This is a genomic window from Collinsella sp. OM04-5, from assembly GCF_003439125.1.
Classification (GTDB): Bacteria; Actinomycetota; Coriobacteriia; order Coriobacteriales; family Coriobacteriaceae; genus Collinsella.
Genome location: NZ_QSUU01000001.1, coordinates 208,099 through 228,848 on the forward strand (window position 1 = coordinate 208,099; position 20,750 = coordinate 228,848).

Below are 20,750 nucleotides of genomic sequence, written 5' to 3' on the forward strand. Positions count from 1 at the left end.
CTGATTACATATAATCCCGTCGAACGTTAAAATTGGGAGGAAACCGGCTTATGGAACAAAAGGCAAAGGAAGTAGCCTCGCACGCTGCGATTCCTGTGAGCATCTCGGCGATGCTCGTCACGCTGGGCGTGGTGTATGGCGATATCGGCACCAGCCCCATGTATGTAACCAAGGCGCTCGTTGCCGGCAACGGCGGCATCGGAAGCGTCACGCAGGAGTTCGTGCTCGGCGCGCTCTCCCTTGTCGTGTGGACGGTCACGCTGCTGACGACCGTCAAGTACGTGCTGATCTCGCTGCGCGCCGACAACCACGGCGAGGGCGGCATCTTTGCCCTGTACAGCCTGGTCAAGCGCTGCGGCAAGTGGCTCATCATCCCCGCCATGCTGGGCGGCGCGGCGCTCCTCGCCGACGGCATCCTGACGCCTGCCGTTACCGTCACCACGGCCATCGAGGGCCTGCGCACCATCCCGGCGGTCCATGCCGTGCTCGGTGACGACCAGGGTCGTGTCGTCGCCATCACGCTTGCCATCATCATCGCGCTCTTCTTGGTGCAGCGCATCGGCACGGCCAAGATCGGTCACGCCTTCGGCCCCATCATGACGCTGTGGTTTTTGTTCCTGGGCGGCACGGGCCTGTTCTTTGTCTGCCAGTATCCCGCGGTGCTGCTGTGCCTTAACCCGTTGCGTGGCATCGCTTTTCTGCTGAGCCCCAACAACCATGCGGGCATCATGATTTTGGGCAGCTGCTTCCTCGCTACCACCGGTGCCGAGGCGCTCTATTCCGACATGGGCCATGTGGGCCGCGGCAACATCTATGCCACCTGGCCGTTCGTTAAGTGCTGCCTGCTGCTGTCCTACATGGGCCAGGGCGCGTGGCTTATCAACAACGCCGGCAACCCGGAGCTCATGGGTATCGCCGACCTCAACCCCTTCTACCAGATGCTTGCCCCGGGTCTGCGCCCCTTTGCCGTCGGCCTTTCCACCGTCGCGGCCATCATTGCCTCGCAGGCGCTCATCACCGGCGCATTCTCGCTGGTGTCCGAGGCCAGCCGCCTGGACCTCATGCCGCATATGCAGGTCTTCTACCCTGCCGAGACCAAGGGCCAGCTCTACATCCCCATGGTCAACAACGTCATGCTCGTGGGCTGCGTCGTCGTGGTGCTGCTGTTCCAGAACTCGGCGCACATGGAGGCCGCGTACGGCCTGGCCATTACCCTGACCATGATGTGCACGACAATGCTGCTCTTCTTCTATCTGCACGTGGAGCGCAATCTCAAGGTCGCGCCGTGGATCTTTGCCGCCTTCTTCCTTATGCTCGAGGGCTTCTTCTTTGTGAGCTCGCTCACCAAGTTCTTCCACGGCGGCTATTTCACCATCCTTATGGCCGCGCTCATCATGGGCATCATGGTGTGCTGGTACAACGGCACGGCGGTCGAGCAACGTCAGTTTACGCTGCTGCCGCTGCGCAGCTATCTGCCGCAGCTCAAACGCCTGCGCGACGACGATCGCTACGAGCTCATGAGCGACAACATCGTGTACCTGACCAAGGACACCAACACCGACTATATCGACCGCGATATCGTCTACTCGATTTTGGATAAGCACCCCAAGCGCGCTCGCGCCTGGTGGTTCGTGAATGTCGAGACCATGGAGGAGCCGCATACCTTTGCCTACTCGGTCGAGACGTTCGGCACCGACTACGTTTTCCGCGTGCATCTGTATCTGGGCTACAAGATCAACCAGCGCGTCAATGCCTATCTGCGTCAGGTTGTTCAGGACCTGGCTGCCAGCGGCGAGCTGCCGGCGCAGACGCACGACTACTCGGTCTACAAGGATCCGGGCAACATCGGTACGTTTAAGTTCGTCATGATCCGCAAGCTGCTGGCGCCCGAAAGCGACGTTGAGCCCAGCGAGCGTACGGCCATCACGCTCAAGTACATCATCCGCCGCGCCGCCGGCACGCCTGCGCGCTGGTACGGCCTGGAGAACTCCAACGTGAGCTTTGAGTACGTGCCGCTGTTCACCAAGTTTAAGGCCGTGAGCAAGATGCAGCGCCTGGCTCCCGACGAGCGCCCGTAGTCGACGCTTAAGGTATGGCTGCGAACGGGCGGCTTGCAATGACAGGGTTTGAGCCTGGGGAGGAAACCATGGATGCAAAGGGGCTTGACGGTCGCGATCTTGCGGCCGAGCTGGTACGTGAGGCACGCGCCGACGCCGCCGAAGATCGGTTCTTTACGAATCGCGCCAACATGGACATGGCCGACCGCGTGATCTCGATCGTGGTGACGCTGCTTGTCGCGGCGTGCGTGTGCGCCCTGCTCGCGCACGTGCTGTTTGTCTAGCGACCGCCGGCTGCAAAGGCTATACACTTGGAACCACCACAAGGGAAACCACCACAAAGGTGCCTGTCCCTTTGTGGTGGTTTTTGTTTTGAGAGAGGGGCGGGGCGCTAATGGATGTCCATGCGGACGGCGATATTGCCGATAACTTTTGGTGGCGGCGCACAACGCAGACGCGACGCGGTCCTCTGTATGACGCTTGCGTATCGGCGGGGTTGCTGGTCGCGGCGACGATTGTGGGCGCGCTGCTCGACCATCCGGGTCTCGCGCCGAGCATCATGATCGTCTATGTGTTCGCCGTTCAGCTGTGCGCATTCTTTACCTGGAGTCGCCTGTATTGCTTGCTGAGCTCGGCTGCCGCCGTGGCGCTCTACAACTTCTTGTTTGTCGACCCGCGCTGCTCGCTGTCGTTTATCGGCCGTGTCTATCCCGGCATGTTCTTCATCATGTTCGTGGTCTCGCTTGTGTCGAGCTCGATTGCGTTGGCCCTGCGCCGTGCCTTGGCACAGGCTGCCGCCAGCGACCGCCGCACGCATATGGTGCTCGAGACCAACCGCATGCTGCAGCGGTGCGCTGATCAGCAGCAGATTGTCCATGCCATGGCAACGCAGCTGGCGCGTCTTTCGGGCTGTCCGGTCGTGTGGTACAGCGCCGACGCCGAGGGCGATGACCTGCTGCCGCGTGCGACATACACGGCCGTGGGCGATGCCGCGCCGGTGCATGAACTGGCGCCGCAGATGCCGCCGCGGCTCTCGGCGTCCGCCTATGTGGGAACGCCGCTCGATGCCACCTATGGCGGCTCGACGTTTTATGGCATCTACCTGACGGTTCGCACGGGCGACGGCTTCGTCCGTTCGGGCGACCCCGCCTCGGTGGTGGGCGTGCTGGCTATCGTTGCCGAGCCCGACGTGCTGACGCATGAGGAGCGGACGCTTGCCGATGCCATCGTGAGCGAAGGCGAGCTGGCGCTCGACCGCGCCCGCGCCATGGAGGCCCGCGAGGAGGCGGCGGTGCTCGCCAAAAACGAACAGCTGCGCGCCAACCTGCTGCGCTCCATCTCGCATGATCTGCGCACGCCGCTTACCAGTATTTCGGGTAATGCCGACGTGCTGCTCGATCAGGGCTCGACCGGCACCGCGGTGCTCGATGCCCAGACGCGCCGCGGCCTGCTTCTATCCATTCGCTCGGATGCGCTGTGGCTCAACGCCACCGTCGAGAATCTGCTCGCCATCACCAAGCTCGAGGGTGGCGGTATGCGCCTGTCGACCACGCTCGAGCTCATGGACGATATCGTCGAGGAGGCGCTGCGCCACGTGAACCCTGCCGTGCGCGAGCACGACCTTAAGGTGGTGGCGTGCGATGAGCCGGCGCTCGTCAACGTCGATGCACGCCTGATGGTGCAGCTGGTGGTCAATCTGGTGAACAACGCCATCACCTATACGCCTGCGGGCTCGCATATCATGATTTCGATTAGCGTCGACGATGGACGTGTGGCGTGCTCGGTGGCCGATGATGGTCCGGGCATCGCGCCCGAGGATCGCGAGCGGATCTTCGAGTCGTTCTATACCGCCAACCATGGTCTGGCCGACAGCTGCCGCAGTGTGGGCTTGGGGCTTTCGCTCTGCCGCTCCATTGCGCTGGCACATGGCGGTAGCATAGAGGTTACCGCGGCGGACCCGCACGGTTCGGTCTTTACGATTGAGCTTCCCGCCGCCGACGTTTCGTTTGATAAGGAGTAGCGCTGTGCCGAACTCTGCCGTGAAACCGCTCATCTTGGTCGTTGAGGACGATCCCGCCGTCCGCAACCTTATCGTTGCCGCGCTCGAGGCGCACGGTTTGCGCCATATGGCTGTGGAGACCGCCCATGCCGCCATCGCCGCTGCCTCATCGCAGGCGCCGAGCATTGTGCTGCTCGATCTGGGCCTGCCCGATATGGACGGTGTCAAGGTAGTCGAGTCGGTGCGCGCATGGTCGGGCATGCCGATCATTGTGGTCTCGGCGCGCAGTGAGGATGCGGACAAGATTCGTGCGCTCGATGCCGGTGCTGACGACTACCTGACCAAGCCGTTTTCGGTCGAGGAGCTGCTTGCGCGCATTCGCACGACGCTCAGGCGCCTTTCGTATGCGCAAACGGGCGGCGTTGCCTCCGAGGGCTCGTTCGATACCGGTGAGCTGCATATCAATTTTGATGCCGGCATCGCCACGATGGATGGCGAGGAGCTGCATCTGACGCCGATTGAGTACAAGCTTTTGTGCTTGCTGGCGCACAACGCCGACAAGGTGCTGACGCACCAGTTTATCTTGCACGAGATTTGGGGCACGGCGACCAAGAGCGACCTGGCGAGCCTGCGTGTCTTTATGGGCACGTTGCGTAAGAAGATCGAGTCCGACCCCGCGCATCCGCGTTACATCCAAACCCATGTAGGCATTGGCTACCGCCTGGTCATCCAAGGCTAGATCGCCAACCACCATCCCAATATGAGTTGCGGTGAAATACGGTCTAAATTTGCCTAATTCCAGGCAAAACAGTCCGTATTCCACCGCAACTTTGTTATTTGCCCTTGGGCTTGCTGGCGTAGAACTTCTTCTTTTTGGGCTTGCCGGCGGGGGAGGGCTTGCCGGAAAAGTTGGACTTGCCGTTGCCGGCCTGCGCGTGCGCGGGTACTGCCGCACGGGGCTTGCGGGCCTCGGGGTTGCGCAGTTCCTCGGTTCGCTCGGCAATCTCCTCGGCGCTAAAGCCGGCTTCGGCCATGGCGTCCTCGATGGGCAGGCGGCGCACGATGTAGCAGTGGTGCACCTTCTGGTTGCGCGCGAAGTCCTCGGGGATGGTCTGCGCCGTAATGTCCTCCAGCACCACGCCCGCGCGGGCGAGCTTGCGCGTTTCGGGGCGGAAGCCGCGCAGGTTGCAGCTAAAGATGGCATGGCCGCCCTGCGCGAGCAGGCGTGATACGCCAGCCAAAAGCTCAACATGGTCGCGCTGGACATCCCAGGTGCGGCGGCCCATCTTGGACGAGTTCGAGAACGTGGGCGGATCGACAAAAATCAGGTCCCAGCGGTTGCGCGTCTGGCGCTGGTCGCGAATCCAGGCGAGCACGTCGTCGCGCACAAAGTGGTGTTGCGATCCCACAAAGCCGTTCTGGCGCATGTTGCGCTCGGCCCAGTCCAGGTAGGTGTTGGAGAGGTCGACCGTCACGGTTTCCTCGACGCCGCCGTCGGCCGCATAGCAGGTAGCGGTGCCGGTGTAGGCGAACAGGTTGAGGAAGCGGCGTGCCTGCTTGGCGTGCTCGCGCACCAGATCGCGCGTGACGCGGTGGTCCAAGAAGATGCCCACGTCCAGGTAGTCGTCAAAGTTGACGGCAAAGGTAAGACCGCCTTCCTCGATGAGCGGCAGGCGACGGCGCGCGATGTTGGCGCGCTCGCCCGAGCCGCCCTTGCCGGCGCCCTGCTTGCCGTACTGCGAGCCGCCGCGCGAACGCATGCGTGCCTTGGCGTGCACGTGCTCGGCCGGAACATCCAGGATGCGCGGCGCGATGGCCAAGATATCGAGCATGCGGGCCTGGGCCAGCGCCGGGTCGATGGTCTTGGGTGCGGCGTATTCGGCGATGACGAGCCAACGGCCCGGTGTCTGCGGGCAGCCCTCGTACAGGTCGATGGCGGCGGAGTAATCGGGCAGGTCGGCATCGTAGACGCGGTAGCAGCTCACGCCCTCGCGCTTGGCCCACTTGCGGCGCAGGCGTGCGTTCTTGCGCAGGCGGTTGGCGAACTGCTCGGACTCGGGGATGAGCACGGGCAGCGGCTTGCCGTCGCCCAGGTCGAGCGTGGCGGCAGGTTCGGACATGGGGGTGTTGGCGGCTTCGTCTTCGGCATCTGCGGTCTTGTCCTCGGCATCCGTGCTGGTCGCAGCTTCAAATGCCGCGGCAGCGTGGTCAAGCGAGGGCCAAACCTCGATAGTCGCCTCTTCGTTGTTGGGCATGACGGCGATGGAGCGCGCGGGCTCGGCATGGAGCGCGCGGGCCATAAGGCCGTCGCGAGTGAGCGCGGCGACCGGTGCGGTAGCGAGCTCGGGCGCGCGGCGCAGCTCGCCGACCAGCGTCATGGCGTCGTGCGTGAGCGAAAGCGGCGTCTCGGTGGTGTCTGCGACCACGGCAACGCCGGCGACAGCACCCGCATGGTCCAGCACGGTGGCGGGCTTAGCGGCGCAAAAATCGACAAAGCGCTTGTAGCCGGCGCACTTGACCATGCGCTCGGCGGTCTTGCGGGCGGCGGGGTCGATGTCCACGGCCACGATGCGCGCCTGGCGCTCGCGCGCCGCCGCCTCGCGTTCGCGTGCCTCGGCGAGCAGCTGCTCCCACAGAGCGGCGTCGTGCAGCTGCCAGCCCTCAAAGCCCCAGCGCCCGCGTGCGGCGCCCGGGGCGCGGTCGGTCAGAATGTTCACGGCCTCCAGCAGCAGACCGCCGCCGGCGCACGAGGCGTCGACCAGCGTGGGCAGAGCCTCGTTCTCGTAATCGTCGGCCGTCAGCTCGCGCTCGCATAGCGCGGTCCAGCCGACCTGCGAAAGCACCAGGGCGGCGTAGTCGGGGCGCAGCACGTGTGTGCCCTCGCCGGCGCGGGTCGCGGCGGGCGGCAGGCGCTTGAACAGCGGGTCGCCCGAAAGGTCCAGGCTTATACTCGCGCGGCGCTGACGCAACGAAAGCAGCAGGTGGACATCGGGGTCGGCGGCATCGACATCGGCGCGACGGCCCGTGGTCTCGGCGAGGCGGTCGCACAGTGCGTCCTTGGCGCGCAGGGCCGAGAAGCGCGTGTTGCGCAGCTGCTCGGTCACACCACGGGCAGTGATGGCAATGGTGGCGCCGGGGCGGACGATGTTTTCCCAGGCAATGTCGTAAACGGCATCGTACAGCTCGTCGGCATCCTGTGCCTCAAAGCGTCCGAGCACCACAAACACGCGGCTGGCCAGGCGCGACCACAGGCAGGCGCGGTAGCCTTGCTCGAGCTCGCCCTCAAACGTGGCGCGGCCCTTGAGACGGCGGACATGCGAAAGCCCGAGCCGTTTAAGCTCGTCGGCGAGTGCGGACTCAAAGCCCTCGGGGCAGCTTGCATAAAATTCCATGGGTGACCTCTCTGGTTGCGTCGCTCCATTATATGATGGATGCTTCGTTTACTCTCGCCCCCGAAAGGAACCCATATGATTGATGCGTGCCCCGATTCCGCCGTGCTCTTTTTTGACGTGGACGGCACGCTGACGTCGTTCGATCCCGACGATATGACCGATAAGGACTTTTCGGCGGTGCATCCCTCGCAGGCGGTCATCGAGGCGTTTCATCGTCTGCGCGACGCAGGGCACAAGGCGTTTATCTGCACGGGTCGCCCCTTGTGGCTGATTGCGGACAGCCTGCGCGCGCTCGACCCTGCGGGTGTCGTGGCCATGGCGGGCGCCACGCTCGAGGTCGAGGGGCGTGTGGTGCACGAGGATTGCATTGACGAGGGTATTGTCGAGGAGCTTGCGCGTCGCATTGTTGCGGCAGGGTTCGAGGCCTTTTTCGAGGCCAATGCTGCGACCTTTGCGCTGGAGCCTGCGGGCGTTGAGCAGTCGTCTTTGATCGGCGCTGCTGCGGTGCACAGCGCCGAGGAAATGCGCATCGACGGTCGTCTGCGCGTGGGCAAGGTGTGCCTTAACGCGCCCGGCTTGGCTCGCGTGGCCAACGACGATGGCTTTATCGACCGCAACTTTGAGCTGTGCAATACCGGCGGCCAGAATCGCGAGCTGAGCCCCAAGGGTATTGACAAAGGCGTGGGTGTGGCGCGAGCGCTGGAGTATCTGGGCCGCGAGGGAAATGCGCGCACCTTTGGCTTCGGCGATTCGGGCAACGACCTGGGCATGCTCGCTGCCGTCGAGACGGCTGTGGCCATGGGCAACGCCATGCCCGAGGTCAAGGCGGTCGCCGACTACGTGACCGACGACGTCGCGAACGACGGCACCGTCACCGCGATGCAGCATTTTGGGTTGATTTAATAAATGGCCGGGTCGCCCGCAGTGGGGGCGACCCGGCCATTTGAGCTATTTTGCAATATAGAGCTTGGGATGACTGCGACTGCTCTCGATCGCCGCCGTCATGATGCCCTCGTCGTCTCCATCAACGATGATGCCGTCGAGGTCATCGATCTGCGCGGACTGATAAAAACTGGTTTTGTTGAACTTTCCCTGGTCAACCATCATGTAGCCCTGGTTTGAGTTGGTAAGGTACATATGCTTGATCATGGCCGAGAAGTCGTGCTCGACGGTAAAGCCGTGGTCGGGGTGGAATCCGTCGGCACTGACAAACGCCTTGTCGGCATGTAGTTTGCTCATGCAGTCGAGCGTCAGTGCGCCCGCGAGATAGAGGTGCCCCTTGCGCACGGAGCCGCCCAGCAGCACTACCGAAGCATTGGGGAGATTGAAGCTGGCGTAGTTCGCGATTGCAAGATCGCCGGTGATAATGGTGATCTCACGCTTGTCCATGAGGGCCTTAGCGAAGTAAAAGCCTGTGGTGCCGATATCAATTACCAGAACATCGCCATCATCAACAAGAGTTGCTGCGGTTGCGGCGATGGCCTCCTTGGCCTCGACTTGGACATTGATGCGCTCCTCGGGATACGAGATTGCGTTGGAGCGAGAAAGCGATACCGCTCCGCCGCGTACGCGACGCAGCTTGCCTTCGGATTCCAGCGAGATGAGGTCGTGCCGTGCGGTGACTTCCGAAACCGAAAAACGGCGAACGATGTCGGATACCGAGATATTTGGCTTTTCGGCCAGCCAATTCATGATAAATCGCTGACGCTCGGCCGGTGAAAGGTCTGAAGTAGATGCCATATGCCGCTCCTTTTGAACAAAAGGTAAAAGATGCGCCTTTCGTAATCGAAATATAACGTATCGATATGAAAAGAACAAGGCAAATTCGAATGAATCAAAAGAACGGAATGGCATGTCACAAATGCATGCGTAGCAGATAGTTCGCACGTAAACGGGCTATAAAGAGTCTCATTCTGAAGGTGCCGCCCAAAAGAAGTACGTTCACGCCCGATATTCGACCGTTCACGGAAAGTTGACAATTGAGCTTTCGATAGCTTTTGAAATAGTTTATAAAAGAAAACCGAAAAGCTTTTGAAACAAAGAAGAAGGCTTTCGATAGCAATAGTGTTAGATGAGAAAGGACCGAACATGGCGATCAAGGTGTTTGCCGACGGCGCTGACCTCGAGGGCATGCTTGACATGCATGACAATGGCAACGTTCAGGGCTTCACGACCAATCCTTCCCTTATGAAGGCCGGCGGCGTGACCGACTACCGCGCTTTTGCCAAGACGGTTCTTGAGCACATTACTGATGTGTCGGTCTCTTTTGAGGTATTCGCCGACGACGAGGCAGGTATGGAAGCCGAGGCTCGCGAGATCGCAACCTGGGCAGACAACGTCTACGTTAAGATCCCGGCGCTCAACACCAAGGGTGAGTCCACTGCCGCGCTGGTCAAGCGCCTTTCTGCCGACGGCATCAAGGTGAATGTCACCACGATCTTCACGCCCGAACAGGTCGACGAGTTTGTCGATGCCGTCTCTGCTGAGACCCCCTCTATTCTGTCCATCTTCGCCGGTCGCATTGCCGATACCGGCGTCGATCCGCTGCCCCTCATGGCGGAGTCCGTAAAGAAGGCTGCCGTTAAGCCTGCTGCCGAGGTTCTCTGGGCGTCTACGCGCGAGGTCCTCAATATCTTCCAGGCGGAGTCCGTTGGATGCCAGATCATTACGGTCCCCAATGCCCTTCTTGCCAAGCGCAAGAATTTCGGGAAAGATTTGCTTGAGTACTCGCTTGATACGGTCAAGGGTTTTGCCCGCGACATTCAGGCGCTTGGTTTTCATATCCTGCCCGAGGAGTAGGGGACGAGCATGCTGACCGATCTTCTTAAGCCCGAGCTTGTTGCCTGCCACGTCGAGGCCTCCGACTGGGAGGAAGCGATCAGGGCATGCGGTAAGTTGCTCGTAGACGCTGGCAAATGCGATCAGAGCTATGTTGACGCCATGATTTCATCGGTTCACAAATTCGGCCCCTATATGGTCTTGGAAGAGGGCATCGCCATGCCCCACGCTCAGGCAGATGGCAATGTGAGCGAAGCGGGAATCTGTATCGTCACGCTTGACCCAGCCGTTGCGTTTGGACACGAGGATTTCGATCCGGTTCACGTGCTCGTGGGTATTTGCGCACCCGACCCCAAGGCTCATCTTGGCTGCTTGGCGGAGCTTTCGCAGATGTTCGAGGACGAGGACTGCGTTGCCAAGCTCAGCGCATGCGATACGCCCGAGCAGGTTTTGGAGACCATGCGTTCATTCTTTTAGGCCTTAATGGCACGGCGATGCGTCGCCGCTTTTGGATAGACGGAAAACCGTCACGTGTAGGAGAGGAAGGTTGCCATGCATATCATCACCGTATGCGGAAACGGCATCGGGTCCAGCCTGATGCTCGCTGGCAAAGTCGAGGAGCTTTGCGAGGAGGAGGGCATCAAGGCCGACGTTGAGTCTATGGACCTGAACGGTGCTTCTTCCGCAAATCCGGATCTGTTCATCACCGTTAAGGAACTCGCCCCCGAGCTCCACGGCAACGTTGTGATCGTTCGCAGCTATGTGAACAAGAAGAAGATCCGCGAAGACGCCCTCGAGGCAATCAAGGCGGCCGCCGCTAACGCCTAAAGCGGCACAAAAAAGGGCGGTTCCCTGTGGAAGAGGGAAACGCGCCCACGTTAGAGAGAAAGGAAGCGCAGATGCAAGCCATCCTTCCCATACTTGAGTTTATCCAATCGATTCTGACCAAGCCAGCGTGGATTATGGGTCTATTTGCCTTTGTGGGCCTTGTCGCGCTTAAGCGTCCTGCCCACAAGGTGATGACGGGCACCCTGAAGCCCATTCTTGGTTACATCATGCTGTCTGCCGGCGCCGCTGTTGTTCAGGAGAACCTTGCTCCGCTGGGTACCTTCATCGAGACCGGTTTCCACATCACCGGCGTCGTGCCCAACAACGAGGTCGTCGTTTCGATGGCTCAGAGCGTCCTCGGCGTTCAGACCATGATGATCCTGATTCTCGGCTATGTCGTGAACATTATCATTGCCCGCTTTACCAAGTTTAAGTACATCTTCCTGACGGGCCATCACAGCATGTTTATGGCCTGCCTGCTGTCTGCCGTTCTGCAGGCATCTGGCTTCCAGGATGTCCAGCTTGTCATCGTGGGCGGCATGTTCCTGGGCCTCGTGAGCGCTATGCTTCCCGCCGTTGGTCAGCGTTTCACCGAGAAGGTTACCGATGGCGATGAAATCGCCATGGGCCACTTCGGTTCACTCGCCTATTACATCTCCGCTGCAGTCGGTACGCTTTTTGCTAAGGACGCCGAGGAGAACAGCACCGAGAAGATCGAGGTTCCCGAGAAGTTCGCCTTCCTGCGCGACACTACCATCTCCACGGCTCTTACCATGGCCTTCTTCTACCTGGTTACCGCTTTCGCCGCTTACATTGCAGATCCTGCGGTCGTTACCAAGACCGCTGGTGGCGACAACGTGATTGTCTATGCCCTGACCTGCGCTCTGTCTTTCGCCGTTGGTGTCACCATCGTCTATAACGGCGTTCGTATGATCCTTGCCGACCTGGTCCCGGCTTTCCAGGGCATCTCCAACAAGCTGATCCCCGGTGCCATCCCCGCCGTCGACTGCGCCGTCTTCTTCCCCTATGCTCCCACCGCCGTCATCCTCGGCTTTGTCGCTTCCTTTATCGGTGGCGTGGTCGGTATGTTCATCGTGGGCGCTACCCTGGGCATCTTCATCATCCCGGGCATGGTTCCCCACTTCTTCTGCGGTGCTACCGCGGGCATCTACGGCAATGCTACCGGCGGTCGCAAGGGCGCAGCTCTTGGCGCTTTCGTCAACGGCCTGCTCATCACCTTTGCCCCGGCCCTGCTCCTGCCCGTTCTTGACGTCTTTGGCTTCAAGAACACTACGTTCGGCGACTTCGATTTCTCCGTCATTGGTATTACGCTTGGCCGCGCTGCCGAGGCCTTCGGTACCACCGGTGTCTACGCGATTCTCGCTGTCCTTCTGGTCGTTGCCTTCGTCCCCAACTTCATCCACACCAAGGGTGCTGTGATCAATCACGTTGAGGAAGAGTAATCCAGGCATACGTTAAGCCCTAATCGGGCGGAGCTCCGATAACCGGCTCCTACACGGAAGCGGTGACGTCTCAATCGAGGCGTCACCGCTTTTTGCTTTGGAGCGATTGTGAATATGAGCCGGCGAGGCGCTGCTTCTGTTCCGTGAACGGAATCAAACGCAATGATCGGCAAAAACGTTTTGCCGCTGGGGCGTCGATATAAAAATGGTAAATCTGCAAAACCGTTCGCCGAGAAGATAAAAAACCGCAGTTCACGCCTTGATAAACGTAGATAAAGTGTTTAGCAGTTTATCGGCCGTATGCTAACGAAAGGAATCAGGCAGATGGCAATCAAGGTGTTCGCTGACGGTGCAAACCTCGAGGGCATGCTCGACATGTACGAGAGCGGCAACGTTCAGGGTTTCACGACCAACCCGTCCCTTATGAAGAAGGGCGGCGTGACGGATTACCGCGCGTTTGCCAAGGAGGTCCTGGCCCACATCACCGATGTGTCCGTGTCGTTTGAGGTCTTTGCCGACGACGTCGAGACCATGGAGGTCGAGGCCCGCGAGATTGCTGCCTGGGCCGAGAACGTCTACGTCAAGATTCCGTGCGTGACCACCAAGGGCGAGTCCACCGCCGAGCTGGTGCACAAGCTTTCGGCCGACGGCATCAAGGTCAACGTCACCACCATCTTTACGCCTACGCAGGTCGACGAGATGGTCGAGGCCGTTGACGCCGAGACGCCGTCCATCATCTCGCTCTTTGCCGGTCGCATCGCCGACACCGGCGTCGATCCCATTCCGTTTGTGACGGAGTCGGTCAAGACGGCCGCCGCCAAGCCCAACTGCGAGGTCCTGTGGGCATCCACGCGCGAGCTCATCAACATCTACCAGGCCGAGGCCTGCGGTTGTCAGATCATCACGGTGCCCAACAGTATCCTGGCCAAGCGCAAGAACATCGGGCGCGACCCGTATGAGGTTTCGCTCGATACCGTGCGCGGCTTTGCCAAGGATATCGCCGCTTTGGGCTTCCATATCCTGCCGTAACGCGAACACTGGCTGCGCCGCGGGTTGTTCGCCCCGGCCTTTCCTTTCCCTATCGCTCACGCGCTTCGCGAGGGTCGCGCTAGGTAAAGGAAAGGCCGGGGCTGCCGACACGAGCTTGCCGGCAAGTTAGCACTCGGCTTCCATATCCTGCCGTAGGCAAAGGTACCCCCGCCTGCGACGTGCAAAATTGAGAGTATTCAGCAAGGTAAAGGCTTTTACCAGCTGGTTGAAGCACGGAACAGCCCCCGTTTTGGCTCTGACGACGCTAAAACGGGGGCTGTTTGTGACTTTATTGCCTCTGAGGAGCGTTCGGAGCGGCGGAAATTGCAGAATACTCGCGATTTTGCACGCTGCTACAGGGGGTACCCTTGCTTTGGCGGTTTATTTCCCCTGCACCATGGTGAGCGAGATCTTCTTGCGGTCGCGATCGACCTTTTCGACCCACACCTTGACCGTGTCGCCGACGCGCACCACGTCGCTTGGGTGCTTGACGAAGCGGTTGGCCAGTTTGGAGATGTGCACGAGGCCGTCCTGGTGCACGCCCACGTCGACGAAGGCGCCAAAGTCGACGACGTTGCGCACCGTGCCCTTGAGCTCCATGCCGGGTTCCAGGTCGTCGATGGAAAGTGCCGAGCGGCTAAAGACCACCTCGGGCGCGTCGTCTCGCGGGTCGCGGCCGGGCTTCTTGAGCTCGTTGACAATGTCGATGAGCGTGAGGGTACCGCAGTCCAGGTCGCTTGCCAGCGTCGAGATGCTGCCCAGGCGGCGCTCGATGTCGGGCACGCCGCCGCGGCTGAGCTCGCTTGCCGCAACGCCGGCGCGCTCCAGGACGGCCGTGGCCACCTCGTAGCTTTCGGGGTGGACGCTTGTCGCGTCGAGCGGGTTCTTGCCGCCGCTGATGCGCAGGAAACCTGCGGCGTTGAGGTACGCCTTGGGTCCCAGCTTGGGGACCTTCTTGAGCTGGCGGCGATCGGTAAAGGCGCCGTTTTCCTCGCGGAAAGCCACGATGTTTTTGGCCACGCTCGGCGTGATGCCCGATACGTATCCCAGCAGGCTCGCGCTCGCGGTGTTCACGTCGACGCCCACGCGGTTAACGACGTCCTCCACCACGTGGCCCAGGGTGCGCGAGAGTTCGGCCTGGTCAAGGTCGTGCTGGTATTGACCCACGCCGATGGACTGGGGCGGAATCTTGACGAGCTCTGCCAGCGGGTCTTGCAGGCGGCGGCCCAGGCTCATGGCGCCACGTACGGTGACGTCCAGGTCGGGATATTCCTGGCTGGCGAGCTCGGAGGCGGAGTACACCGATGCGCCGGCCTCGTTGACGATGGTGTAGCGAAGGCTGGGCGCCTGCTCGGCAATGAACTCCGAGACGACTTCCTCGGTCTCGCGGCTGGCGGTGCCGTTGCCGATGACGATGGTGTTGACGCCGTCCTTCTTGACGAGGCGGGCGAGCTCGCGCTTGGTGCCGGCGACGTCGTGGCGCGGCTTGGTGGGGTAGACCACGCCGTGGTCGAGCAGCTTGCCGGTCTCGTCCATGACGGCGACCTTGCAGCCAGTGCGGTAGCCCGGATCGAGCGCGAGCACGCGGGCGCCGCGCACGGGGCGTGCCGAGAGCAGGCCCTCAAGATTCTTGGCAAAGACGTTGATGGCCTCGGTCTGCGCGCGGACGGTGAGCTTGGCGCGGGCCTCGCGCTCCAGCGAGGGGGCCATGAGGCGCTTGTAACCATCGGCGATGGCGGCATCGAAGATGGGAGCAAACACGCCCTGGCGTCGGGGCCAACGGCTGCCGAGGCGCGCCGTGGCGGCAGCGCCGTCGACGTTCACGCGCACGCGGAGCTTACCCTCGCGCTCACCGCGGTCGATAGCCAGCACGCGGTGGTTAGGGATGCGGCGCAGCGGCTCGTCAAAGTTGTAGTAAGGCTCGTAGGGAGTCTTCTCCGCGGGGTCGGTGGCCTCGACGACGATATCGGCGGTGTTTTGCGTAAAGGCGCGCAGGTCGGCGACGTTCTCAGGGTCCTCGGCCACCGTCTCGGCCACGATGTCGGCGGCGCCGGCAAGCGCCTTCTCAGGTGTGTCGAAGCCGGCCTCCTCGTTGACGTATTCCGCGGCGGCGTCGAGCGCGCTGCCCTTGGCCGAGGCCTGCATGATGATCATGTTGGCAAGCGGCTCCAGACCTGCCTCGCGGGCCTTCTGCGCGCGGGTCATGCGCTTTTTGCGGTAGGGCTTATAGAGGTCCTCGACACGCTGGAGCTGTGTGGCCTCGCGGATCTGCTGCTCGAGCTCGGGCGTGAGCTTGCCCTGTGCGTCGATGAGCAGGATGACGTCCTCTTTGCGCTGCTCAAGATTGCGCAGGTAGGACAGGCGCTCGTCGAGTGCGCGCAGGGCGACGTCGTCCATGCCGCCGGTGGTTTCCTTGCGGTAGCGCGAGATAAAGGGGATGGTGTTGCCCTCGTCGATGAGCTTGACGGTCGCCTCGACATTGGCGGCCTTAAGGTTGAGCTCGCGGGCGAGCTGGGCGATAAGATCCATGGGAATTCCTGTCTGTGAGTACGTTACAGGTGCATGAGCCACCCAGTCTACCACCCGCCCGCGCGCCGCGGCTGCAAAGAAAAGCCCCGCGGGCAGGAGGCTGCTCGTGGGGCAAAGAAGAGGGGCTTATTTGTGGCGGACCGAGGGACTCGGCATGGGGTTTCTGCCGCGGCCGCTCTTAAGGCATTACAGCTCGACGAGCTGGCCGGTCTCGGCGGCCTCCTTGATGGCGTTAAGCAGCGTGAGCGTCTTAACGTTGTCGGCGGGGGTCACGACGGGCTCGACCTCGCGGCGGACGACCTTCACAAAGTGCTTGAGCTGCATCTTGTGCGGCAGCGCCGGGTCCACGGCCGGGATCTCCATCTGCAGCGGCTTGTGCCAGTTGGAGGCACCGTTGTAGGAGAACTGGTGCAGGCGGGGCAGCGAAAGGGCGCCCAAGGTTCCGCCGATAAAGTAGGCGTCGGCGTCGAAGGGACGGTACTGCGGGTCCTCGCGAGCGGTGGCCTCCCAGTTCCAGGGGCTGGCGGTGGCATCGGAGATGGTCATGCTTGCGAGCGCGCCATCGGCAAAACGGACGTTGACCACGGCGGAGTCCTCAGTCTCAAAACCGCGGGCGGCGCTGGACTGCATACCCTGGACGGCGACGGGCTCGCCCAGCAGATAGCGGAGCAGGTCGACGTCGTGAACCAGGTTAACCAGGATCGGGCCGGCACCCTTCTTGCGGCGCCACTCGACATCGAAGTACTCGTCATTCTTATAGATCATGTAGTGGAAGCTCGACACGGTGAGCTTGCCCAGCTCGCCGGACTCGATGATCTCTTTGGCTTTGTTGACGAAGGGGTTGTGACGACGGTGCTGGCCCACGAGCACGGGCACGCCGGCGGTCTCGGCCTCGGCGGCAAAGGTCTGGGCATCCTCGAGGTCATTGGAGATCGGCTTTTCGACCAGCGGCACGATGTTGCGCTTCACGGCCTCGCGGGCAACGCCCAGATGCAGGTCGTTGGGGGTGGCGATGATGACGGCCTCGGGCTTGACCTCGTCCATCATCTGGGCGGGATCGGTAAAGAACGGCACGCCGGCAGCCTCGGCCGTGGCGCGGGCGCCCTCAAAGGCGTCGGCGATGGCGACGAGCTCGGCCTCGGGCTCCTCGGTGACAAAGCGGATGTGGTTGCGGCCCATGGCGCCGGCGCCGATGACGGCAATGCGGACGGGGTTGAGCTCAGACATTTCGACTCCTTAATGCTGGTGGCTGGTGGAATGTGACAAAGGGACGGTCCCTCATGTCACATCGGTAAAACTAAGCGGACTTCTTCTTGCTGTCGGAGACCATCATGTAGACGGTGAGTACGACGGCGATGGCGGCGATCACGATGGCGCCGTAGAAGGACTGCTGGTAGGCGGCGCTGCCGGCCTCGGCGTGATACAGCACGGCGGTGATGGGCTGGCTGATCCAGGTGGAAGCGGCGTAGCCCAGGAACATGATGCCGTAGTTGACGCCGATGTTGCTGGTACCAAAGGCGCCACCGGTAAGCGGCGGGTAGATGACGAGCAGGGCGCCAAAGCTAAAGCCGAGCAGGGCGAGCGCCACAAAGAACATGCTCTGCGTAAAGCTCATCGACATGATGACGAGCGCGACGATGGTGACGACAAGGCTGATGAGCAGCGACTTGTAGGCGCCGAGCTTGTCAATGATCTGGCCAAAGGACAGACGACCGACCAGGTTGGCGCAGGTGTTGACGGAGACCACTACACCGCCGAGGGCGACAGCTGCGGCGCACGTGGGGTCGGCGAAGAGCTGGACGGCGGCGATGGAGGCAACCTTGCCCACGAGCAGGGTGCCTGCAGTGGCAGCAAAGGCGAAGGTGACGATGAGGATCCAAAAGCGCGGGGTTTTGACCATCTCGCCCGGGGTGAGGTCGCCGAAGGTGCCGGCGTGTGCGCCGCCCTTGGGGGCCTCGAAGCCCTCGGGCAGCCAACCGGCCTCGGGGGCCTTCAGGAACAGGGCGGAGGCGGCGATCATCGCAAAGAAGATGACGCCGAGTGCCTTGAGGGCGCCAAAGATGCCCAGGCTCGGGATGAGCAGCGAGGCGAGCACCGGGGACAGCACGGCGGGGCCGGCGGTCGAAGCGGCCAGGGTGATGCCGGAGGCCAGGCCCTTCTTGTCGATGAACCACTTTTGGCCGGTGGTGAGCGCCGGGTTGTAACCCAGGCCGTTGCCGATGGCGGCGACGAGCGAGAACCACAGGTAGAACTGCCACGGCTCGGTGACGGTGCCAGACATGAACCAGCCCAGGCCGTAGCACACGGCGGCGGCGATCACGACGTTGCGGGGGCCGATCTTATCGGAGATGCGGCCGGCGAAGATGCCTGTCACGGCCATGATGGTCTGAAAGACCGGGAAAGCCCAGGTAAGGGCGCTGGACCACTCGGGGTAGACGGCGAGCAGGTTCTTGCTCACGACGGAATACAGCGCGATGGAGCTGATAAAGAACATGGTGACGCACGCGGCGGAAAGCACGACGGCGCGACCCTTGTTGGAGTTGGTGGAAGCCATTGGACTCTTTCTAATCGATGCGGGGGAGGGGCGGACACGTCCGCGGGGCCTCCCTGTCAGGCTGGTTTACTGGTCAGTGGGCTTTGCGACGCCAGACTCGTCGGACCAAAGCTCGACACCCTTGTTCTTGAGGTAGTTGTCGGCAAAGGCTCGACGGCCGCCGGGCTTGGCGGTGAGGTCGCCCATCATATTGGAGAAGCCGCCGTCGACCTTGATGGCGTCGCCGGTGGTAAAGTCCGAGCGCTTGGACGCCAGGAACATGACGGCGTTGGCGATATCGCTGACCTCGCCGATGCGGCGCGTGGCGATGAGACGGCTGCGGCTCTTCTCGACCTCGGGGTCGGCGTAAAAGCTCGCCGACATGGGGGTCTTAACAAAGCAGGGCTCGACGCAATTGGAACGCACGCCGTAGGGACCCCACTCGGCAGCCAACATCTTCGACATCATGTTGACGCCCGCCTTGGTGGAGCTGTACACGCCCGAGAACGTCTCGGGGGAGTGGCTGGCAACGGTCGAGATGTGCACCAGGCGACCATGGCCGGCCTTGATCATCTCGCGACCAAAGCGCTGCGAGGTGATGAAGTAGCCGGTGAGGTTGACGTTGAGGACCTCGTTCCAGTCACTCAGCGGCAGGTCTTCCATGGCTGCGAAGCGCAGGATGCCGGCAGTGTTGACGAGGACGTCGACGCGGCCGAAGTCGGCGATGGTGGCATCGACAGCGGCCTGAACCTCGGCCTCGTCGGTGGCGTTCATCTTGTAGCCCTCGGCGTGGATGCCAAACTCGGCGGCGAGGTCGGCGGCCGCGGCCTTGACCTTCTCCTCGTCCAGGTCGAGCAGGACGACGTTGGCGCCGTTGCGGGCGAACTCGCGGCAGATCTCGACGCCCATGCCGCCGAGTGCGCCGGTCACAGCGCAGACATCGCCCTCGAGCTTAAGCCAGTTGCTCATAGGAACTTCCCTTCTTGTGCCTCCCGGTGGGTCGCTCCCATTAATCGACCCACGTGGTTTTCGCTGGTTATCGTATGCTTTGCATTTGCGCAGGTGAATTGCATATTTGTTAGAATGGCGTTAACCGTAGGTTTACACTATGCGATGCAGTTTTTCTCAATTGAGCGCGTGACCTGCCAAAACGACCCCCTTCGGCAGTTCATTGCCATGCGTCTGGAAACGGGAGATTGACGTGTACGATCGACGACTCGAGGCCATATCGGCCGCCGCGGAGCTGGGAAGCTTCTCACGGGCGGCGGCAAAATTGCGCGTGTCGACCCCGGCGCTCGTCAAGCAGGTGTCGGGCTTCGAGGCCGAGTTTGGCATCACGTTGTTCGAGCGCTCGCATTCTGGTGTTAAGGTGACGCCGGCGGGCGCTCTGCTGGTGGACGACGCGCGCTCGATCATGCGGCAGTCCGAGGACGCGCTGCGCCGCGCCCGACGCGCGGCGGGCGATGGCGGTGCCGTGCGTCTGGGCGTGTCGATGATGTGCCCGGGGCGCCAGACGCTGTCGATGTGGTCGGGCATCCACGATCTGGAACCGTCGCTGCGATTTGAGATCGTGCCGGTAAGCGACCTCTATGACGAGCGCGAGACCGTCATGCGCAGCTTGGGCCGCGAGGTCGATGTGGTGCAGTCGAGTTTTTCGACCCCGCGCTGGGGTGACGCCTGCCAAAAGCTCCGCATTGTCAACGTGCCGTTTTATATCGACCTGCCGCGCACGAGCTCGCTGGCGCGCAAGAATCGCATTGCGGTCGCCGACTTGGAGGGCATGCGTCTGCGCGTGCTCCGCCACGGCAACGACGCTATGGACAGCCTGCGTATCGATCTTTTGGCAGACGGCGGCGTGGATGTGATCGATGTGGATAGCTTTGACTTTGCACTCTTTAACGAGGCGGAGGAAAAGGGCGACGCGGTGCTCACCTGCGGCGCATGGTCGGGCGTGCACCCGGCTTTTGTAGGCGTGCCGTTCCTATGTGGCCGCGAGGTGCCGGTCTTCTTGCACTACCCGCTCGAGCCCACCCTCCAAGTACAAAAATTCGTCAACGCCATGGCCCAACTCCTCAACTAGCTCATTTGGCGCGGGTAGTCTTTTTGGGACGGGGCTTTTTAGCTACTTTTGCCGCCCTGCCT

General features: G+C 61.9%; 17 protein-coding genes. 11 read left to right on the top strand and 6 right to left on the bottom strand.

All coding sequences use genetic code 11. The features are described 5' to 3' along the window. Window positions 1-50 precede the first annotated feature (50 nt). The 4 genes from DXB53_RS00880 (at window position 51) to DXB53_RS00895 (ending at window position 4,795) form a co-directional block, all read left to right on the top strand. Window positions 51-2,078, top strand: a complete 2,028-nt coding sequence (locus DXB53_RS00880; RefSeq protein ID WP_117582962.1) for a KUP/HAK/KT family potassium transporter — start codon at window positions 51-53, stop codon at window positions 2,076-2,078. A 68-nt stretch (window positions 2,079-2,146) separates the two neighbouring features. Beyond that, window positions 2,147-2,341, top strand: a complete 195-nt coding sequence (locus DXB53_RS00885) for a hypothetical protein (protein ID WP_117582963.1) — start codon at window positions 2,147-2,149, stop codon at window positions 2,339-2,341. Window positions 2,342-2,451: 110 nt separating this feature from the next. Then, window positions 2,452-4,077 (top strand): ATP-binding protein, encoded by a 1,626-nt coding sequence (locus DXB53_RS00890; protein WP_117582964.1) that lies wholly within the window; start codon window positions 2,452-2,454, stop codon window positions 4,075-4,077. 4 nt (window positions 4,078-4,081) lie between these two features. Then, window positions 4,082-4,795 carry a response regulator gene (locus DXB53_RS00895; protein ID WP_199409655.1) on the top strand — a complete coding sequence of 238 codons (714 nt, stop codon included), beginning with the start codon at window positions 4,082-4,084 and terminating at the stop codon, window positions 4,793-4,795. A gap of 94 nt (window positions 4,796-4,889) precedes the next feature. On the opposite strand, the gene rlmKL is transcribed toward DXB53_RS00895, so the two are convergent. Next, complete coding sequence (rlmKL, locus tag DXB53_RS00900) at window positions 4,890-7,448, bottom strand: bifunctional 23S rRNA (guanine(2069)-N(7))-methyltransferase RlmK/23S rRNA (guanine(2445)-N(2))-methyltransferase RlmL (RefSeq protein ID WP_117582965.1); 2,559 nt, start codon at window positions 7,446-7,448, stop codon at window positions 4,890-4,892. Window positions 7,449-7,523: 75 nt separating this feature from the next. Here rlmKL and DXB53_RS00905 point away from each other — a divergent pair, with 75 nt between their 5' ends. Continuing rightward, entirely contained in the window at window positions 7,524-8,351 is an 828-nt protein-coding gene (locus tag DXB53_RS00905; RefSeq protein ID WP_158556473.1) for an HAD-IIB family hydrolase, read from the top strand. 45 nt (window positions 8,352-8,396) lie between these two features. Here the strand turns inward: DXB53_RS00905 and DXB53_RS00910 are convergent, their stop codons facing one another. Next, entirely contained in the window at window positions 8,397-9,188 is a 792-nt protein-coding gene (locus DXB53_RS00910) for a DeoR/GlpR family DNA-binding transcription regulator (protein WP_158548938.1), read from the bottom strand. Window positions 9,189-9,536: 348 nt separating this feature from the next. On the opposite strand from DXB53_RS00910, the gene DXB53_RS00915 reads away from it, so the two are divergent. The 5 genes from DXB53_RS00915 to DXB53_RS00935 all read left to right on the top strand — a co-directional run bounded on the left by DXB53_RS00915 (window position 9,537) and on the right by DXB53_RS00935 (window position 13,546). Next, entirely contained in the window at window positions 9,537-10,247 is a 711-nt protein-coding gene (locus DXB53_RS00915) for a transaldolase (RefSeq protein ID WP_117582967.1), read from the top strand. 9 nt (window positions 10,248-10,256) lie between these two features. Beyond that, complete coding sequence (locus DXB53_RS00920; RefSeq protein ID WP_117582968.1) at window positions 10,257-10,703, top strand: PTS sugar transporter subunit IIA; 447 nt, start codon at window positions 10,257-10,259, stop codon at window positions 10,701-10,703. Window positions 10,704-10,778: 75 nt separating this feature from the next. Beyond that, window positions 10,779-11,054, top strand: coding sequence for a PTS sugar transporter subunit IIB (locus tag DXB53_RS00925; protein WP_022094539.1), 276 nt, complete (start codon window positions 10,779-10,781; stop codon window positions 11,052-11,054). Window positions 11,055-11,125: 71 nt separating this feature from the next. After that, on the top strand, window positions 11,126-12,517 hold the full coding sequence (locus DXB53_RS00930; RefSeq protein ID WP_089573144.1) for a PTS ascorbate transporter subunit IIC: 1,392 nt from the start codon (window positions 11,126-11,128) through the stop codon (window positions 12,515-12,517). A gap of 324 nt (window positions 12,518-12,841) precedes the next feature. After that, on the top strand, window positions 12,842-13,546 hold the full coding sequence (locus DXB53_RS00935) for a transaldolase (protein WP_233503772.1): 705 nt from the start codon (window positions 12,842-12,844) through the stop codon (window positions 13,544-13,546). A gap of 381 nt (window positions 13,547-13,927) precedes the next feature. On the opposite strand, the gene DXB53_RS00940 is transcribed toward DXB53_RS00935, so the two are convergent. The 4 genes from DXB53_RS00940 to DXB53_RS00955 all read right to left on the bottom strand — a co-directional run bounded on the left by DXB53_RS00940 (window position 13,928) and on the right by DXB53_RS00955 (window position 19,577). Next, entirely contained in the window at window positions 13,928-16,075 is a 2,148-nt protein-coding gene (locus DXB53_RS00940) for a Tex family protein (RefSeq protein ID WP_117582970.1), read from the bottom strand. Window positions 16,076-16,261: 186 nt separating this feature from the next. After that, the gene (locus tag DXB53_RS00945; protein WP_117582971.1) at window positions 16,262-17,302 is read right to left on the bottom strand and encodes a Gfo/Idh/MocA family protein; all 1,041 of its coding nucleotides are present in this window, start codon (window positions 17,300-17,302) and stop codon (window positions 16,262-16,264) included. A gap of 70 nt (window positions 17,303-17,372) precedes the next feature. Continuing rightward, window positions 17,373-18,629, bottom strand: coding sequence for an MFS transporter (locus DXB53_RS00950; protein ID WP_117582972.1), 1,257 nt, complete (start codon window positions 18,627-18,629; stop codon window positions 17,373-17,375). A gap of 66 nt (window positions 18,630-18,695) precedes the next feature. Beyond that, window positions 18,696-19,577 (bottom strand): SDR family NAD(P)-dependent oxidoreductase, encoded by an 882-nt coding sequence (locus DXB53_RS00955; RefSeq protein WP_117582973.1) that lies wholly within the window; start codon window positions 19,575-19,577, stop codon window positions 18,696-18,698. Window positions 19,578-19,809: 232 nt separating this feature from the next. Between DXB53_RS00955 and DXB53_RS00960 the strand changes: the two genes are divergently transcribed. Continuing rightward, window positions 19,810-20,688, top strand: a complete 879-nt coding sequence (locus DXB53_RS00960; RefSeq protein WP_117582974.1) for a LysR family transcriptional regulator — start codon at window positions 19,810-19,812, stop codon at window positions 20,686-20,688. The last annotated feature ends 62 nt before the right edge of the window (window positions 20,689-20,750 follow it).

What these genes read in the sequence shown, in the direction of transcription:
- DXB53_RS00880 (WP_117582962.1), top strand. Translation starts at nt 51, where the DNA reads ATGGAACAAAAGGCAAAGGAAGTAGCCTCGCACGCTGCGATTCCTGTG.
- DXB53_RS00885 (WP_117582963.1), top strand. Translation starts at nt 2,147, where the DNA reads ATGGATGCAAAGGGGCTTGACGGTCGCGATCTTGCGGCCGAGCTGGTA.
- DXB53_RS00890 (WP_117582964.1), top strand. Translation starts at nt 2,452, where the DNA reads ATGGATGTCCATGCGGACGGCGATATTGCCGATAACTTTTGGTGGCGG.
- rlmKL (WP_117582965.1), bottom strand. Translation starts at nt 7,448, where the DNA reads ATGGAATTTTATGCAAGCTGCCCCGAGGGCTTTGAGTCCGCACTCGCC.
- DXB53_RS00905 (WP_158556473.1), top strand. Translation starts at nt 7,524, where the DNA reads ATGATTGATGCGTGCCCCGATTCCGCCGTGCTCTTTTTTGACGTGGAC.
- DXB53_RS00910 (WP_158548938.1), bottom strand. Translation starts at nt 9,188, where the DNA reads ATGGCATCTACTTCAGACCTTTCACCGGCCGAGCGTCAGCGATTTATC.
- DXB53_RS00915 (WP_117582967.1), top strand. Translation starts at nt 9,537, where the DNA reads ATGGCGATCAAGGTGTTTGCCGACGGCGCTGACCTCGAGGGCATGCTT.
- DXB53_RS00920 (WP_117582968.1), top strand. Translation starts at nt 10,257, where the DNA reads ATGCTGACCGATCTTCTTAAGCCCGAGCTTGTTGCCTGCCACGTCGAG.
- DXB53_RS00925 (WP_022094539.1), top strand. Translation starts at nt 10,779, where the DNA reads ATGCATATCATCACCGTATGCGGAAACGGCATCGGGTCCAGCCTGATG.
- DXB53_RS00930 (WP_089573144.1), top strand. Translation starts at nt 11,126, where the DNA reads ATGCAAGCCATCCTTCCCATACTTGAGTTTATCCAATCGATTCTGACC.
- DXB53_RS00935 (WP_233503772.1), top strand. Translation starts at nt 12,842, where the DNA reads ATGGCAATCAAGGTGTTCGCTGACGGTGCAAACCTCGAGGGCATGCTC.
- DXB53_RS00940 (WP_117582970.1), bottom strand. Translation starts at nt 16,075, where the DNA reads ATGGATCTTATCGCCCAGCTCGCCCGCGAGCTCAACCTTAAGGCCGCC.
- DXB53_RS00945 (WP_117582971.1), bottom strand. Translation starts at nt 17,302, where the DNA reads ATGTCTGAGCTCAACCCCGTCCGCATTGCCGTCATCGGCGCCGGCGCC.
- DXB53_RS00950 (WP_117582972.1), bottom strand. Translation starts at nt 18,629, where the DNA reads ATGGCTTCCACCAACTCCAACAAGGGTCGCGCCGTCGTGCTTTCCGCC.
- DXB53_RS00955 (WP_117582973.1), bottom strand. Translation starts at nt 19,577, where the DNA reads ATGAGCAACTGGCTTAAGCTCGAGGGCGATGTCTGCGCTGTGACCGGC.